The organism is Streptomyces sp. CG 926 (assembly GCF_003148825.1).
GTDB lineage: Bacteria > Actinomycetota > Actinomycetes > Streptomycetales > Streptomycetaceae > Streptomyces.
The window spans coordinates 168,662-183,679 of sequence record NZ_QGGZ01000003.1; the positions used below are offsets into that span (position 1 = coordinate 168,662).

Genomic DNA, 15,018 nt, shown 5'->3' on the forward strand with positions numbered 1-15,018 from the left:
GGGACCCGTACTGCCGATCACACCGGGCCCGGAGGGACGAAAGAGCGGCCGCGGCCCCTTCCGGGACCACGGCCGCCCTGAGCGACGTACCGCGCGGAACTCGGCCCGCGCGGTCCGACGGTGCTACCGGGACGCTACTGGGCGGACTCCGGTGCCGCCGCGACCTGGCAGCCCTTCTGGCCGTTGATGGCCTCGCCCAGGCCGCCCGCCTTGAGCTGGGCGAGCGCGTCCTGGCCGCCCTTCGTCACGTCCTTGAGCCCACCCGCGACCTCCTTGAGGCCATCGGCGAACTTCGCCTTGTCCTGTGGGTCGAGGGCGTCCGTCTTCGTCTTCAGGTCGGCGTAGCCCGTGGAGGTCGTCTCGAAGCCCTTGGCCGCCGCCTCCTGGGTCGCGGCGCCGTTCTTGACCGGCGGAACACCCGCCGACCGCAGCGCGTCCGCCATCGCCTTGTACGACTCGGTCATGGTCCCGAACGCCGCCGAGTCGGTCTTCTGGACCTCGTCGGGCTTGCTGCTCTCGGAGGCCACCCGCTTGATCTCGACGTTGGCGGCTTCGATCTTCTGGATCTGGGGCTGCCACTGGTCACAGACCTTCTTGGCCCACGAGCCGGCCTTCTGGTCGGTCTCGTCCCCGCCGCATCCGGACAGGACGAGCATCAGTGCCGCACCGCCCGACAGCGCGGCCGCAAACTTCTTGTTCACCGGATTCGTCCCTTCGAAGGCTTCCGCCCGGAAGATACACGTCCACCCTCGGCAGACGCACAAAGGCGGACAGACGGCGCGTGAGTCCGCGCCGCCCGTCCGCCTTTCGGGCGTACCCTCCGGCCCTGCCCGGCCCGGCCCGTACCGCCGGCCGGACCTGGGGTCAGGAGACCGTCGCCGGGTCGGCCGACTGGGCCACCCGCTCGGCGGCTCCGCCCTCGGTCTCGTCGCCGACGGCGATGCCGCGGCGCTTGGAGATGTACACGGCGACGATGATGACGCCGATCGACAGGACCGCGACGACGGCCCGCACGGCCGGGCTGCTGTCCGCGCCGTAGCTGAACTGCACGACCGCGGGGGCGATCAGCAGCGCCACCAGGTTCATGACCTTGAGCAGCGGGTTGATCGCCGGCCCGGCGGTGTCCTTGAACGGGTCGCCGACCGTGTCGCCGATGACGACGGCGGCGTGGGCCTCACTGCCCTTGCCGCCGTGGTGACCGTCCTCGACGAGCTTCTTCGCGTTGTCCCACGCGCCGCCGGAGTTGGCGAGGAAGACCGCCATGAGGGTGCCCGTGCCGATGGCGCCGGCCAGGAAGGAGCCGAGCGCGCCCACACCGAGGGAGAAGCCCACGGCGATGGGGGTGAGCACCGCGAGCAGGCCGGGAGTGGCGAGTTCGCGCAGCGCGTCCTTGGTGCAGATGTCCACGACACGCCCGTACTCGGGCTTCTCCGTGTAGTCCATGATCCCGGGGTGCTCGCGGAACTGGCGGCGCACCTCGTAGACGACGGCGCCCGCGGAGCGGGAGACGGCGTTGATGGCGAGGCCGGAGAACAGGAACACGACGGCCGCGCCCAGGATCAGCCCGACGAGATTGTTGGGCTGTGCGATGTCCAGGCTGAGGTTCAGCTCCCCGGCCTTGGCACCGACCTCCTTGACCGCGGCGGCGATCGCGTCGTTGTACGAACCGAAGAGCGCCGCCGCGGCGAGCACGGCCGTGGCGATGGCGATGCCCTTGGTGATGGCCTTCGTGGTGTTGCCCACGGCGTCCAGGTCGGTCAGGACCTGCGCACCGGCGCCCTCGACGTCGCCGGACATCTCGGCGATGCCCTGGGCGTTGTCGGAGACCGGCCCGAAGGTGTCCATGGCGACGATGACGCCGACGGTGGTGAGCAGGCCGGTGCCGGCCAGGGCCACCGCGAAGAGCGCGAGCAGGATCGACGACCCGCCGAGCAGGAACGCGCCGTAGACGCCGAGCCCGATGAGCAGGGCCGTGTAGACGGCGGACTCCAGCCCGACCGAGATGCCGGCGAGGACGACGGTGGCGGCTCCCGTCAGGGAGGACTTGCCGATGTCCCGGACGGGGCGCCGGTTGGTCTCGGTGAAGTAGCCGGTCAGCTGCTGGATCAGGGCCGCGAGCACGATGCCGATGGCGACCGCGACGACGGCGAGGATCCGCGGGTCACCGGAGTGGTTGGTGATCGCCGGGTTCTCGACGCCGACGAGCTCCTTGTAGGTGGCCGGCAGGTAGGCGTAGACGGCGATCGCGACCAGTGCCAGGGAGATCACGGCGGAGATGAAGAACCCGCGGTTGATGGCGGTCATGCCGCTGCGGTCGCTGCGCCGCGGGGAGACCGCGAAGATGCCGATCATCGCGGTGACGACGCCGATCGCGGGCACGATCAGCGGGAAGGCGAGGCCCAGGTCGCCGAAGGCGGCCTTGCCGAGGATGAGCGCGGCCACCAGGGTGACGGCGTAGGACTCGAAGAGGTCGGCCGCCATTCCGGCGCAGTCTCCGACGTTGTCGCCCACGTTGTCGGCGATGGTCGCGGCATTGCGCGGGTCGTCCTCCGGAATGCCCTGCTCGACCTTGCCGACCAGGTCGGCGCCGACGTCGGCGGCCTTGGTGAAGATTCCGCCGCCCACGCGCATGAACATCGCGATCAGGGCGGCGCCGAGCCCGAAGCCCTCCAGGACCTTGGGCGCGTCGGCTGCGTAGACCAGGACGACGCAGGAGGCGCCGAACAGGCCGAGGCCGACGGTGAACATGCCGACGACGCCGCCCGTCCGGAAGGCGATCTTCATCGCCTTGTGGGAGACCTCGGTCAGGTCCTTGGCGGGCTCCCCCTCGGCCGGGGTGGCCTCGCGGGCGGCCGCGGCGACACGGACGTTGGCGCGGACCGCCAGGCGCATGCCGATGTAGCCGGTGGCGGCCGAGAAGACGGCGCCGACGAGGAAGAAGGCGGAACGCCCGCCCCGCTGCGTCCAGTCGTCGGCGGGGAGCAGGAAGAGCAGGAAGAAGACCACGACGGCGAAGATGCCGAGGGTGCGCAACTGTCGGCCGAGATAGGCGTTGGCGCCTTCCTGGACGGCTGCGGCGATCTTCTTCATGCTGTCGGTTCCCTCGTCGGCCGCGAGGACCTGGCGGACCAGGATCTGCGCGACGACGAGTGCGGCGAGTGCCACGGCCGCAATGACGATCACGATGAGCCGATTGTCATCGGTGAGTACTGCGGCTGCCAGATCCGTGGTGCGATCCGGCGCAATGGGGGTGAAGAGCCCCGTCATTCGTCCTCCTTGACGTGATGAGCTCAAGATGTGGACGGATTGTAGGGAGCGCGCCCCGATCAAAACAGTGCGCAGGAAACGCAATTGGCGTGCTCTCGCTCCTCAGCAATAGATCGCGTCACTCCATTACCCTCGAAAGCGGTAATGGGGCAAAGGCATTGACGCCTCGTCATTGATCTAGAAAAGATCCGAAGAAATGAAAAAGGCCCTGCTCAGCAGGGCCTTGATAAAGATCTGAAGATACGAAGGTTTAAGCGCGGGGCGGATCACCGTGGATCACGGCGGATCTCAAGGGAGCTCGGAGACGCCGGCCACCGGCCAGCTCATCCGGATGGTCCCGCCCGATTCCCCACTGCTCACCTCGACGTCGTCGACGAGCCCGCTGATCACCGCGAGACCCATCTCGTCCTCGGTCTCGACCTCGGACTCCAGGACGGCGGTGATGCCGGGCACGGCGTCGACGCCGCCACCGGACGGCGCGGGAACCCCGTCACCGACCTCGATGGAGAACACCTTGTCCTCGTCGGTCAGCACCACCCGGACAGGAGCCGTCAGCCCGTTGCTCCGATGGAGTCCCACGGCACGCGAACAGGCCTCACCCACGGCGAGGCGGACCTCGTCGAGGACGGCTTCCTCCACACCGACCCGGCGCGCCACGGCGGCCGCGACCAGGCGGGCCGTCCGGACGTGTTCGGGCTGGGCGCTGAAGCGCAGTTCAACGGTGGCCATGCGCATCCCCCTCGGACTACGGGCGTGCCTTGACAGGGGCCCGGGCCAACCATGGCCCGGTACCCCCGCTCTCCTTGTCGGCTCCCTGCCGCCCGGAGGCTGCAGGGGGCCGCGCGGAGCCGTCAGTCGGTCGCGTTGACGGCGTCTTCCACCGTGGTGTGGATCGGAAACACCTTGGTCAGACCGGTGATGCGGAAGATCTTCAAGATGCGCTCCTGGTTGCACACCAGACGGAGCGAGCCCTCGTGCGCACGGACGCGCTTGAGGCCTCCGACGAGCACACCAAGACCGGTGGAGTCGAGGAAGTCCACCCGCTCCATGTCGACAACCAGGTGGTAGCTGCCGTCGTTCACCAACTCGACCAACTGCTCGCGCAGCTTGGGCGCGGTATACACATCAATCTCGCCACCGACCTCCACGACCGTACGGTCGCCGACAGTGCGAGTCGACAGGGACAGGTCCACGGATCCTCCAGCACCTTGCTATCGAGCGACGCCCCCTCACCCGAAGGTAGGCGAGGGATTGGCTGCCGCGATGGCATTCAATCACTTACCGGCAGGCGCGCACGACGCCTTCGGACCATTGTCCCGCACGCCGGTGACACACTCGGTTCCGATGGCCAACACTTCTGGTCCCGGACGGCCCACGGCACCTACGGACCCACGACCCACCCCCGACACGGTCCTGGACCGCCTGTCACGGGGGCCTTCCCGTGCTGCGCGCATCACCCATACGGAGCACTTGCCCCCTCGGGCGGGTCGTCATGCAGTCTGGCCCGACCGCATCCGAACTGACGTCGTAGCCGCGATCGGATCGGCCGGAATCGACCATCCGTGGGAACACCAGGCCGCCGCGGCCGAGCTCGCCCTCGACGGAACGTCCGTGGTCGTGGCCACCGGAACCGCCTCGGGCAAGTCCCTCGCCTACCTCGCTCCCGTGCTCTCCGCCCTCGCGGACGGCGCCGAGGCCCCGAACGGCAGGGGCGCGACCGCCCTGTACCTGGCCCCCACCAAGGCCTTGGCGGCCGATCAACGGCGCGCCGTACGGGAACTGGCCGCCCCACTGGGCAACGCCGTACGCCCGGCGGTCTACGACGGGGACACCCCCGTGGAGGAACGCGAATGGGTGCGTCAGTACGCGAACTACGTCCTGACCAACCCCGACATGCTGCACCGCGGGATCCTCCCGGCCCACCCGCGCTGGGCCTCCTTCCTGCGGGCCCTGCGCTACGTCGTGATCGACGAGTGCCACACCTACCGCGGGGTCTTCGGCTCCCACGTGGCCCAGGTGCTGCGCCGGCTACGGCGGCTGTGCGCCCGCTACGGCGCCGACCCGGTCTTCCTGCTGGCCTCCGCCACCGCGAGCGACCCGGCGGCGGCCGCGTCCCGACTGACCGGCGTACGGGTGATCGAGATCACCGACGACGCCTCACCGCGGGGCGAGGTGGTCTTCGCCCTCTGGGAGCCGCCGCTGCTCACCGAGCTGCGGGGGGAGAAGGGCGCGCCCGTACGCCGTACGGCCACCGCCGAGACCGCCGACCTGCTGACCGACCTGGTCGTCCAAGGGGTCCGTACGGTCGCCTTCGTCCGCTCCCGCCGCGGCGCCGAGCTGATCTCCGTGATCGCCCAGGAACGGCTCGCGGCGGTCGACCGGTCGCTGCCCTGCCGGGTCGCCGCCTACCGGGGCGGATACCTCCCCGAGGAGCGCCGGGCCCTGGAGCGGGCCCTGCACTCCGGCGAGCTGCTCGGGCTGGCCGCCACGACGGCCCTGGAGCTGGGTGTGGACGTCTCCGGCCTGGACGCCGTCCTGATCACCGGCTACCCCGGCACACGGGCCTCCCTGTGGCAGCAGGCGGGCCGCGCGGGTCGCTCCGGCCAGGGCGCCCTGGCCGTGCTCATCGCCCGGGACGACCCGCTGGACACCTACCTCGTCCATCACCCGGAGGCGCTGTTCCACCGGCCGGTGGAGGCCACCGTCCTGGACCCGGACAACCCCTACGTCCTGGCCCCCCACCTGTGCGCGGCGGCGGCGGAGCTACCGCTGACGGAGGCGGACCTGGAACTCTTCGGCCCGGCGACCGAGGACCTCCTTCCCCAGCTCGAAGCGGCGAAGCTGCTGCGCCGCCGGGCGACCGCCTGGCACTGGACCCGCCGGGAACGGGCCTCGGACCTGACCGACGTCCGGGGCGGCGGCGGCCGCCCGGTGCAGATCGTCGAGGCCTCGACCGGCCGGCTGCTGGGCACGGTCGAGGAGTCCGCGGCCCACACCGCCGTGCACGAGGGAGCCGTCCACCTCCACCAGGGCCGCACGTACCTCGTGCGGCACCTGGACCTGGAGGATTCCGTGGCCCTCGTGGAGCAGGCGGACCCGCCCTTCTCCACCACGGCCCGTGACACCACCTCCATCTCCGTCCTGGAGACCGAGACCGAGATCCCGTGGGGCTCGGCCCGGCTCTGCTTCGGCTCCGTCGAGGTCACCAACCAGGTCGTCTCCTATCTGCGCCGCAAGCTGATCACCGGCGAGGTGCTGGGCGAGGCCAAGCTCGACCTGCCGCCCCGCACCCTGCGCACCCGGGCCGTGTGGTGGACGGTGACCGAGGACCAGCTCGACGAGGCCCGGATCAACCCGGAGATCCTCGGCGGCGCCCTGCACGCCGCCGAGCACGCTTCCATCGGCATGCTCCCGCTGTTCGCCACCTGCGACCGCTGGGACATCGGCGGCGTCTCCGTGCCGCTGCATCCCGACACCCTCCTCCCCACGGTCTTCGTCTACGACGGCCATCCCGGCGGCGCCGGCTTCGCCGAGCGGGCCTTCGGCACCGCCCGCGCCTGGCTGACGGCGACCCGCGACGCGATCGCCGCCTGCGAGTGCGAGGCCGGCTGCCCCTCCTGCATCCAGTCCCCCAAGTGCGGCAACGGCAACGAGCCCCTGCACAAGCGAGGCGCCGTCCGGCTCCTCACCCGCCTCCTCTCCGAATCCCCGACCGCCGAGACCTCCGAGCCCTGACGGTCCCGAAGGGGCCGTACGGGCCCTGACGGACGGGCCCGTACGGGGCCCGGAGCGGCGGGACGGGGCCTGAAGCGGCGGGACGGGCTCGGACAGGCCCGGCGAGGCCGAAGCGGGCCGGACGCAAGGCCGGAGCGAGCCGACGAGGCCGGAACGAGCCCGACCGAGGCCCGACCGGGCCCGACGGAGGCCCGACCGGGGCCGGAGGAGGCCCGACCGGGGCCGGAGGAGGCCCGACCGGGGCCGGAGGAGGCCCGACCGGGGCCGGAGGAGGCCCGACCGGGGCCGGAGGAGGCCCGACCGGGGCCGGAGGAGGCCCGACCGGGGCCGGAGGAGGCCCGACCGGGGCCGGAGGAGGCCCGACCGGGGCCGGAGGGGCCGACGAGGCCGGACAGGCCGCCCCCGCTCCGCCCCTCAGTCGGGCGGCGCCACGGGCGGCCCCGCCCGAGCCCGGACCGCCGGGGTGAACGGTCCCGCCGCGACCTCGGCGGTGACCTCGGCGACCTCGCCCCGCACCAGGCAGCCCCCGAGCGCCGCACCCTGCGCCCGGGCCACCCGCAGGGCCGCCGCGCAGGCCGCCTCCGGCCCATGGGCCCAGGTGGCCGCCGCCGCGAGCCCCGCCAGGTCGGCCGCCGCCGCCGCGCGGTGACGGGCCACGACGGCCTGGCCGAGCAACAGCACCCCGCCGAACACCGCACCCAGCACCGTCGCCACCAGCGCCGCCCAGACCGTGGCCGAACCCCGGTCCCGGCTCACGGCGGCGGCCCCACGCTGTCCTCCGCCAGGGCCACCGCCTGCGCGCCGAGCCGCACCGGCAGCGCGCCGGGTCCGGGTGCCGGCGCGACCACCCGGACCCGCCAGAGGTCGCCCGCCCGCTCCAGTTCCACCCGCGCCCCCGGTGGGGCGGCCGCCCGGGCCGCGGCCCGAGCCACCTCCACGGGCTCCGACCGGGCCGCCGCCCGGGCACCGGCCCGGGCCGCGTCCACACACCGGATCTGCGCGGCCGCCGCCATCAGGGCCCACACCAGCAGCGCCGCGAACAGCACCAGCGCCGGGATCACCAAGGCGGCCTCCGCCGTCACATATCCCCGATCCGACTTTCCCCCGGCGCTCCGTGACCCACCCTCAGAACGGCACATCGAGTGCCTTTCCGATGGTCGACTGCAGGGCCGTGGCGACGACTTCGCTCGTCACCACCTTGTAGAGGACGGCCGCGAATGCGCAGGCCGCGATGGTGCCCATGGCGTATTCCGACGTGGACATCCCCCGGTCGCCCCCGCGCGCCCTCAGTGCCGTCCGCACACGAAACCAGATGATCCTCATGACAACCTCCTGTGGATTTCAGCTGTTGATATCTGTGGTCAATGCGACTTCAGGTGTTCGAGAGAAGTCCCGAGGCCATACCGATCACCACCGGCGCGACCCCGATCGCGAGAAAAGCGGGGAGAAAACACAGCCCGACCGGAGCGGTGACGAGGACCGCCGCCCGCTGCGCCCGCGCCCCCGCCGTGCGGGCCCGGTCCTCCCGGATCCCCGATGCCAGCCGGGAGACCCCCTCCGCCGCGGGCGCCCCCGTCCGCGCGGCCCGTTCCAGGCAGTCGGCGAGCGCCCGGGCACCCGGTATCTCCGCCAACCTCCCCCACCCGGCACCCGGTTCACCACCGAGCCGTAGCTCCGCGCCGGCCCTCGCCAATCGGTCGCCCACCGGGCCGCCCAGCGACTCCCCCACCACCTCGGCGGCCTCCACCGGGCCCGCTCCCGCCGCCAGGCAGGCCGCCAACAGATCGGCGGCGAACGGCAGCTGACGTTCCGCCTCCCGTGGATCCACTCCGGCCGGCGGCCGCGCCCTCGCCCGCCACCGCCGCACACCGAACGCGGCCAGGCCACCGACGGCCACACCCGCCACCCCGCCCACGAGCACCCAGCCCGCCAGCAGCGCACCGGCCGGGCCGGCCCACGCGGCCACCGCGCCTTTGAGCGCGGAGCCGACCAGCGGCCCGTGAAGTCTCGGCCCGGCCCCCAGCAGGGCCGCGGCCCTGCGCCCGGCCGCCCGCGTGCGGACCCGCGCCGTCACGGCCGACACCAGCCACAGCGTGACCACGGCCAGGCAGACTGCGATCCCCAGCCTGTGGACGACGAAGCCGACCATCACCGCTCCCCCGCCCGGACGATCCGCCGACACCACAGCAGTCCCAGCGCCTCCAGCACCCCGCCCGCCAGCAGGCAACCCCACCCCATCGGCGTGTGCAGCAGCACCCGCAGCGGATCCGCGCCCAGGCCGGTGCCGATCAGCAGGCCCACCAGCGGCAGCAGGGCGAGTACGAGCACCGTCGACCGCGCCCCCGCCAACTGGGCCCGCAGCGACTCCTGCCGGTCCCGCTCGGCCCGTAGGGCGCCCTCCAGCCGTTCCAGTCCGGCGGCCAGTCCCGCACCGCCGTCCACCGACACCCGCCAGCAGGCCGCCATCCCGGCCAGCCCGTCCGCCCCGGGCTCCCCCGCCGCCTGACGCAACGCTGCGGGCACGTCCCCGCCGAAGGCCGCCGCGGCCAGCACCCCTGCCTCGGCCGCACCCGGCCCGCCGGGACCGTCGGCCGTCCGGCGCATCGCGGCCGTCAGCGCCTGCCCGGGCTGGGCTCCGGCCCGCAGCTCACCCACCACCGCCCCGCACAGGGACACCACCTCGGCGGCCCGCGCCGCCCGGGCCCGCTCCCGCGCCCGTACCCGCAGCCACCGGCGGACCAGCGGCACCGCCGCCGCACCCGCCAGCAACGGGATCACCGACCCGCCGAGCGCCGCGATCACCAGCCCCGCCGCGAGAGGGGCCCACTCCCGCCACCGCGCCGCCCGCTCCCGTACGGCGATCAGCAGACGCTCCCGGTGCAGCGGACCGCCCGGAAGCACCGGACCGCCCGTGGCGAGCACCACCCGGGCCCGCCGGGACACCCGGTCGCCGCCGGCGAGCCCCCAGGCGGCCGCCCCGGCGCACAGCATCCCGGCGAACAGGGGCACCGGCAGTGCCGCTCCCGCGTTCACCGGACGCCCCGCAGCAGCGGGCGAAGCCGTTCCCAGCCGCGCTCCCGTACGAAGCCTCGAGCCGCCCAGCGCAGCGCCGGTACGGTGACCACCAGCCCGGCGGCGTCCCGCTCCAGCACGTGCACCTCGGCCAGTCGGCGCCGCCCCTCCCGGTCCCGGACCAGGTGGAGCACCAGGGTCAGCGCCGCGGCCAACTGGCTGTGCAGGGCTGCCCGGTCGAGCCCGGCGGCCGTACCGAGCGCCTCCAGTCGGGCGGGGACATGGGCCGCTGCATTGGCGTGGACCGTCCCACAGCCGCCCTCGTGGCCCGTGTTCAGGGCGGCGAGCAGGTCCGCCACCTCGGCGCCCCGCACCTCGCCCACCACCAGCCGGTCGGGGCGCATCCGCAGCGCCTGGCGGACCAGGTCCGCCAAGGTGACCAGGCCGGCCCCCTCCTGGTTGGCCGGCCGGGTCTCCAGCCGTACGACATGTGGATGGTCGGGGCGCAGCTCGGCCGAGTCCTCGGCCAGGACGATCCGCTCGCCGGGGCCGACCAACCCCAACAGGGCACTGAGGAGAGTGGTCTTGCCCGTTCCGGTGCCGCCGGAGACGAGGAACGACAGTCGGGCCTCGACCATGTCCCGGAGCAGTCGGTGGCCGCCCGGCGGCAGTGTCCCCGCGGCGACGAGCTCCTCCAGCGTGAACGCCCGCGGCCGCACCACCCGCAGCGACAGGCAGGTCGATCCCACCGAGACCGGTGGCAGCACGGCATGCAGCCGGGTCCCGTCGGGCATCCGGGCGTCCACCCAGGGCCGGGCGTCGTCCAGGCGCCGGCCCGCTACGGCGGCCAGCCGCCCCGCGAGCCTGCGCACGGCATCGGCGTCGGCGAAGGTCACCCCGGTCAGCTCCAGTCCGCCACCGCGATCCACCCAGACCCGGTCGGGGGCTGCCACCAGCACATCGGTGACCTCCGGATCTGCGAGCAGTGGCTCCAGCGGGCCCGCGCCGACCAGCTCGGACCGTAACTCGGCGGCCACACCCAACACTTCGGCGTCACCGAGCAGCCTGCCCTGGGCCCGTAGGGCCGCCGCCACCCGCGCCGGGGTCGGTTCCGCCCCGCTCTCCGCGAGCCGCCGGCGCACCGCGTCCAGGAGCACCGCGCTCATGCCGGCACTCCCTGGGCGGTGCCGAGGGCCCGCTGCCAGAAGCCGTCGCAGAAGCGGGCCAGCGCCCCGCGACCCTGCGTCCCCGGCGGTTCGCCCTCGGCCACCCGCCCCGGGAGCCCCACCTCGACCGGCACCTCACCGGCCAGCGGCGCCCCCAACAGCCCGGCCACGGACTCCGGATCGAGGCCACCGGGGCAGCGTCCCCGTACGACGACCCGCACGTCCCGGGCCACCATCCGCACCCCGGCCGCCACCCGGCCCGCGGCGGCCACCGACCGCAACTCGCCCGGCACCACCATCAACACCAGGTCGAGCTGGGCCAGTACTTCGGCCACGGCTTCGTCGACGCGCCGCGGGAGGTCGACCACCACCACCCCGCCCCGGCGGCGCGCCGCGGCCACCACGGACCGGATCGCGGCGGGCGGCACCACCACCCGGTCCCCGCGGTCCCAGCTGAGCACGCGAAGGTCGTGCAGCTCGGGCAGGGAGTCCTCCAACGCTCCGGCGCCGACCCGGCCCCGTGAGGCCGCGAAGTCCGGCCAGCGCAGGCCTTCGGCGCTCTCACCCCCGAGCAGCACGTCCATGCCGCCGCCCAGCGGGTCACCGTCGATGAGGATGGTCCGTTCTCCGGCGCGGGCGGCCCGCACGGCGAGCGCGCAGGCCAGGGTGGAGGCTCCGGCCCCGCCGCTGCCGCCGATCACCCCCACGGCGAGGGCGGGCTGCCCGGCTCCCTCGACGACATCGGCGAGGCGGTCGACGAGCCGGTTCTCGGCATCGGGGAGCCGCAGCACCTCCTCGGCGCCGATCTCCACCGCCCGTTGCCAGACATGAGGGTCGTCCAGGTCCCGTCCGACGAGGAACACCCCGGCCCTGCGCGGCGCCCCGCGTACCCGCCGGGCGGCGTCGTCACCGACCAGCACGAGCGGGGCGGTCTCCCATCCCGCGTTCCCGGCCTCTTCACCCTCGGCGGCGGCCCCGCCCGGCTCGGGAACCGCGTGGTGCACATGCGGCTCGGCGCCGGCCGCGGCACACAGCCGCAGCAGATCGTCGAGCAGCAGCGGGTCCTCGGTGATGATCAGAGGTCGTCCGCCGCCGGGAAGCGGCCGTCCCCCAGCGGGTGCGGATCCGGCCATGGAGCCGGCTCCGAGACCCGTCCCGACCCCTGTTCCCCTTCCGCCGACCACGGACTCCGGCGTTTCGCACGACTTCGATCGAGCCACGATCTCCGCCCCCTTCTCACTGCAAATGCTTCCGCCACGGACTTCGCGGCTGGAATCACCGTGCAGCGATCAGGAAAAAGAAGTGGATCTTGTTGGATAACTGTGGACAACCCGTCGGTTGTGAATAACCCGGTCACCCTCTCAGGTGAGTTCCGGAGCGGGACGGAACCACTACGCAGCGTCACGAGTTCGATGGGGTGAGGGCCTTCGCCGCGTCGGCCCCGCACAGGAGGAGGGGCCGGATCATGGTCACTTGGGGCCGAAGGCAGGGACGCGAACCGCGTCCGGACATGCGACGACCCCCGCCGGGGGGGAGAGCGGGGGTCGTCCCCACGGTCCGACTCGGGGGGGGAGGAGCCAGACCGGGTTAGCACGGTCGCGAACGATCCGTGACTTCCATGGTGTACCCGAGAGCCTTCTCAGGCAAACCCACGCGCCACACCTTACGCCGAATGGTGGGCGCATATGCTCGGGGCGTGGAAAATCAGCCCTTGCCGCACTCCTCGCCTCGCACCGCAGCCTTCTTCGACCTGGACAAGACGGTCATTGCGAAGTCGAGCACCTTGACGTTCAGCAAGTCCTTCTACCAAGGCGGCCTGATCAACCGGCGAGCCGTGTTGCGCACCGCGTACACGCAGTTCATCTTCCTGGCCGGCGGCGCCGACCACGATCAGATGGAACGGATGCGGGAGTACCTGTCCGCCCTCTGCAAGGGGTGGAACGTGCAGCAGGTGCGGGAGATCGTCGCCGAGACCCTGCACGACCTCATCGACCCGATCATCTACGACGAGGCCGCGTCCCTGATCGAGGCCCACCACACCGCGGGCCGCGACGTGGTGATCGTGTCCACCTCCGGAGCGGAAGTCGTCGAGCCCATCGGAGAGATGCTCGGCGCGGACCGGGTCGTCGCCACCCGCATGGTCGTGGGCGAGGACGGCTGCTTCACCGGCGAGATCGAGTACTACGCCTACGGACCCACCAAGGCGGAAGCCGTACGCGAACTCGCGGAGTCCGAGGGGTACGACCTGACCCGGTGCTACGCCTACAGCGACTCGGCCACCGACGTCCCGATGCTCGAAGCGGTCGGACATCCCCACGCCGTCAACCCCGACCGGGCACTGCGGCGGGAGGCCGTGGCCCGCGAGTGGCCGGTCCTCGTCTTCAACCGGCCCGTGCGACTGAAGCAGCGCCTGCCCGGACTCTCCATGCCGACCCGCCCCGCCCTGGTCGCAGCGGCGGCCGTGGGCGCGGCAGCCGCCACCGCCGGGCTGGTCTGGTACGCGAGCCGGCGGCGCGCCCACGCCCTGGCCGCGACCCGCTCCGCCTGAATGTCCCGACCTGCACGGATAAGACCCGTCCGGTTCGTCCTTGATCGTCCAGGAAAGTAAAAACTGGAGCCAGGGGTTTCGCATGGCTCCGAAGCGGAGTACAAATAAAGCAACGGCCCGCGAGACCAAAGAACATCCGAGAGGATCATCTTTAAAACGCAGTAAGGCCCACGGACCGAAGCATGAGCGCCGAGCACCCACGCGACGTCGACCCGTCGATTACGGGCCAGCCGCACCAGGTAACGGGCAAAGACCCCGACCTGATGGGCATATATCGAGGACGCTTGGTAACTGGGCGTAAATGCCAGCGGCGACACCAGAGCAAGACGGTGTCGCCGCAACCCATGTCCGGGGCCCCGAACTCAGTCCCGAGGCCTGACACGCATGGCCGGGGCGCCCCGGACGCGGGGCCGAACGGAGGAAATCGGGTGGCTCAGGCCGCGCCGCGCTGCAGGGCCTCACAGACCGCCGTCGACTCGCGGACACCCAGTTCGATCGCCCGGCCGCAGTGCGCGATCCACGCGGACATGCCCTCCGCGGTCCCGGAGACGTACCCCTCGAACGCGGCCAGATAGGCCTCGCGCCCCTGCTCCGCGTGGCCGACCTCCGCCGGGCAGATGGCCTTCGGGTCCAGCCCGCTGTTGATCAGGACGATCCGCTCGGCCGCCCGCGCGACCAGCCCGTTGTACGAGGCGAACGGACGCAGCGCCAGCAGCTCCCCGTGCACCACAGCGGCCGTGATCAGAGCCGGGGCGGAGCCGCCCGCGATGATCAGGCGGGACAGCCCGTCGAGACGACCCGCCACCTCCTGCGCGCTCGGCAGCGGGAGTTCGACCAGGGGCTCCGTCACCGGCTCGCCCGCCAGCCGGGGGCGGCCCACCACATCGCCGTCCGCCGTCGACCCGCACGCCACCAGGTGCAGCCGCGCCAGGACCCGGAGCGGCGACTGCCGCCAGATGCTCAGCAGCTGGCCGGCCTCGGCCGTGAGCCGTAGCGCCGCGCCCACCGTCAGCGCCTCCGGCTCGGAACCGAAGTCGGTGCGGCGGCGCACCTCCTCCAGCGCCCAGTCCGCGCCGGACAGCGCCGCGCTCCCGCGGGCGCCGCGCAGGGCGGCCTCCGAGGTGATCTCACCGCTACGGCGGCGCATCACCCGGTGCCCGTAGACGCGGTCCACGGCCTTGCGTACGGAATCCACGGACTCGGCGACACCAGGCAGCTCGGCCAGAGGGGCCAGCGGGTCAGAAACGCTACTCATAAGTAGGGAGCCTACGCACTGCGCACCCATAGCAC

14 protein-coding genes are annotated in these 15,018 nt (G+C 72.8%); 2 read left to right on the forward strand and 12 right to left on the reverse strand.

Annotated elements, in window-relative coordinates; all coding sequences use genetic code 11:
* Positions 1-134: 134 nt before the first annotated feature.
* From BCL76_RS09255 to bldG, 4 genes are all read right to left on the reverse strand, one after another.
* Positions 135-701, reverse strand: a complete 567-nt coding sequence (locus BCL76_RS09255) for a small secreted protein (RefSeq protein WP_109779024.1) — start codon at positions 699-701, stop codon at positions 135-137.
* 163 nt (positions 702-864) lie between these two features.
* On the reverse strand, positions 865-3,267 hold the full coding sequence (locus BCL76_RS09260; protein WP_109779025.1) for a sodium-translocating pyrophosphatase: 2,403 nt from the start codon (positions 3,265-3,267) through the stop codon (positions 865-867).
* A 288-nt stretch (positions 3,268-3,555) separates the two neighbouring features.
* On the reverse strand, positions 3,556-3,996 hold the full coding sequence (locus BCL76_RS09265; protein ID WP_109779026.1) for an ATP-binding protein: 441 nt from the start codon (positions 3,994-3,996) through the stop codon (positions 3,556-3,558).
* 122 nt (positions 3,997-4,118) lie between these two features.
* Positions 4,119-4,460, reverse strand: coding sequence for an anti-sigma factor antagonist BldG (gene bldG / locus BCL76_RS09270; protein WP_008743037.1), 342 nt, complete (start codon positions 4,458-4,460; stop codon positions 4,119-4,121).
* A gap of 70 nt (positions 4,461-4,530) precedes the next feature.
* Here bldG and BCL76_RS09275 point away from each other — a divergent pair, with 70 nt between their 5' ends.
* On the forward strand, positions 4,531-7,002 hold the full coding sequence (locus BCL76_RS09275) for a DEAD/DEAH box helicase (protein ID WP_109779027.1): 2,472 nt from the start codon (positions 4,531-4,533) through the stop codon (positions 7,000-7,002).
* 414 nt (positions 7,003-7,416) lie between these two features.
* Here BCL76_RS09275 and BCL76_RS09285 read toward each other — a convergent pair whose 3' ends face one another.
* The 7 genes from BCL76_RS09285 to ssd all read right to left on the reverse strand — a co-directional run bounded on the left by BCL76_RS09285 (position 7,417) and on the right by ssd (position 12,313).
* Complete coding sequence (locus BCL76_RS09285; RefSeq protein WP_109779028.1) at positions 7,417-7,758, reverse strand: Rv3654c family TadE-like protein; 342 nt, start codon at positions 7,756-7,758, stop codon at positions 7,417-7,419.
* Entirely contained in the window at positions 7,755-8,141 is a 387-nt protein-coding gene (locus BCL76_RS09290) for a TadE family type IV pilus minor pilin (RefSeq protein ID WP_109779029.1), read from the reverse strand. The genes BCL76_RS09285 and BCL76_RS09290 overlap by 4 nt, the downstream gene beginning before the upstream one ends.
* A complete protein-coding gene (locus BCL76_RS09295; protein ID WP_309136814.1) occupies positions 8,128-8,265 on the reverse strand; it encodes a DUF4244 domain-containing protein in 138 nt (45 codons plus the stop codon). The genes BCL76_RS09290 and BCL76_RS09295 overlap by 14 nt, the downstream gene beginning before the upstream one ends.
* Before the next feature lie 109 nt (positions 8,266-8,374).
* Complete coding sequence (locus BCL76_RS09300) at positions 8,375-9,151, reverse strand: type II secretion system F family protein (RefSeq protein WP_109779031.1); 777 nt, start codon at positions 9,149-9,151, stop codon at positions 8,375-8,377.
* Complete coding sequence (locus BCL76_RS09305; protein WP_109779437.1) at positions 9,151-9,993, reverse strand: type II secretion system F family protein; 843 nt, start codon at positions 9,991-9,993, stop codon at positions 9,151-9,153. Before BCL76_RS09305 ends, BCL76_RS09300 begins: the two co-directional genes overlap by 1 nt.
* Before the next feature lie 38 nt (positions 9,994-10,031).
* Positions 10,032-11,180 (reverse strand): TadA family conjugal transfer-associated ATPase, encoded by a 1,149-nt coding sequence (locus BCL76_RS09310; protein WP_109779032.1) that lies wholly within the window; start codon positions 11,178-11,180, stop codon positions 10,032-10,034.
* Positions 11,177-12,313 (reverse strand): septum site-determining protein Ssd, encoded by a 1,137-nt coding sequence (gene ssd, locus BCL76_RS09315; RefSeq protein ID WP_109779033.1) that lies wholly within the window; start codon positions 12,311-12,313, stop codon positions 11,177-11,179. The genes BCL76_RS09310 and ssd overlap by 4 nt, the downstream gene beginning before the upstream one ends.
* Before the next feature lie 539 nt (positions 12,314-12,852).
* Between ssd and BCL76_RS09320 the strand changes: the two genes are divergently transcribed.
* Positions 12,853-13,728: an HAD family hydrolase gene (locus BCL76_RS09320; protein WP_051778799.1), complete on the forward strand. Its 876-nt coding sequence runs from the start codon at positions 12,853-12,855 to the stop codon at positions 13,726-13,728.
* Between the two features lie 433 nt (positions 13,729-14,161).
* Here the strand turns inward: BCL76_RS09320 and BCL76_RS09325 are convergent, their stop codons facing one another.
* Positions 14,162-14,983 (reverse strand): oxidoreductase, encoded by an 822-nt coding sequence (locus tag BCL76_RS09325; RefSeq protein ID WP_109779034.1) that lies wholly within the window; start codon positions 14,981-14,983, stop codon positions 14,162-14,164.
* Positions 14,984-15,018: the final 35 nt, after the last annotated feature.

What these genes read in the sequence shown, in the direction of transcription:
- BCL76_RS09260 (WP_109779025.1), bottom strand. Translation starts at nt 3,267, where the DNA reads ATGACGGGGCTCTTCACCCCCATTGCGCCGGATCGCACCACGGATCTG.
- BCL76_RS09265 (WP_109779026.1), bottom strand. Translation starts at nt 3,996, where the DNA reads ATGGCCACCGTTGAACTGCGCTTCAGCGCCCAGCCCGAACACGTCCGG.
- BCL76_RS09275 (WP_109779027.1), top strand. Translation starts at nt 4,531, where the DNA reads ATGGCATTCAATCACTTACCGGCAGGCGCGCACGACGCCTTCGGACCA.
- BCL76_RS09290 (WP_109779029.1), bottom strand. Translation starts at nt 8,141, where the DNA reads ATGTGCCGTTCTGAGGGTGGGTCACGGAGCGCCGGGGGAAAGTCGGAT.
- BCL76_RS09295 (WP_309136814.1), bottom strand. Translation starts at nt 8,265, where the DNA reads ATGTCCACGTCGGAATACGCCATGGGCACCATCGCGGCCTGCGCATTC.
- BCL76_RS09300 (WP_109779031.1), bottom strand. Translation starts at nt 9,151, where the DNA reads ATGGTCGGCTTCGTCGTCCACAGGCTGGGGATCGCAGTCTGCCTGGCC.
- BCL76_RS09305 (WP_109779437.1), bottom strand. Translation starts at nt 9,993, where the DNA reads ATGCTGTGCGCCGGGGCGGCCGCCTGGGGGCTCGCCGGCGGCGACCGG.
- BCL76_RS09310 (WP_109779032.1), bottom strand. Translation starts at nt 11,180, where the DNA reads ATGAGCGCGGTGCTCCTGGACGCGGTGCGCCGGCGGCTCGCGGAGAGC.
- ssd (WP_109779033.1), bottom strand. Translation starts at nt 12,313, where the DNA reads ATGGCCGGATCCGCACCCGCTGGGGGACGGCCGCTTCCCGGCGGCGGA.
- BCL76_RS09320 (WP_051778799.1), top strand. Translation starts at nt 12,853, where the DNA reads ATGGTGGGCGCATATGCTCGGGGCGTGGAAAATCAGCCCTTGCCGCAC.
- BCL76_RS09325 (WP_109779034.1), bottom strand. Translation starts at nt 14,983, where the DNA reads ATGAGTAGCGTTTCTGACCCGCTGGCCCCTCTGGCCGAGCTGCCTGGT.